Source organism: Bradyrhizobium sp. Ken64 (assembly GCF_055807555.1).
Genome location: NZ_JBVVPA010000089.1, coordinates 1 through 395, shown reverse-complemented (window position 1 = coordinate 395; position 395 = coordinate 1). Strand labels below are relative to the sequence as shown.

At 64.8% G+C, this 395-nt stretch carries 1 protein-coding gene; it reads left to right on the top strand.

Going from position 1 to position 395, the window contains the following annotated elements:
• Positions 1 to 395, top strand: a 395-nt coding sequence (locus tag AC0L2F_RS35770) for an Ig-like domain-containing protein (protein WP_473251529.1), incomplete at both ends; no start/stop codon positions are given.

Below are 395 nucleotides of genomic sequence, written 5' to 3'. Positions count from 1 at the left end.
ACGAGCGCGCCCACCATTACGATCTCCAATGCCGGCGGGCCCACCAACCAGGCGAACCAGACCATCACCGGCACGGTTGATGTGGCTGATGCCGGGGCCACCGTCACGGTCTATGACGGCATCACGCCGGTGAAGACGGCCATCGTGCAGGGCGACGGCAGCTGGAGCGCACTCGTCACGCTTGGCAATGGCAGCAACTCGCTGACGGCCAGGGTGAGCGATGTTGCCGGCAACACGACGACCAGCAACGCCGTTGTCTACACGCTAAGCACGACCGGCCCGGCGGTGACGGAGCATCTGACCTCCGATACCGGCTCTTCAGCGCTTGACCAGATCACTTCGAACGCTGCGCTGACCGGCACCGGCCTGGCCAACACGACGGTGCACTTCACCAT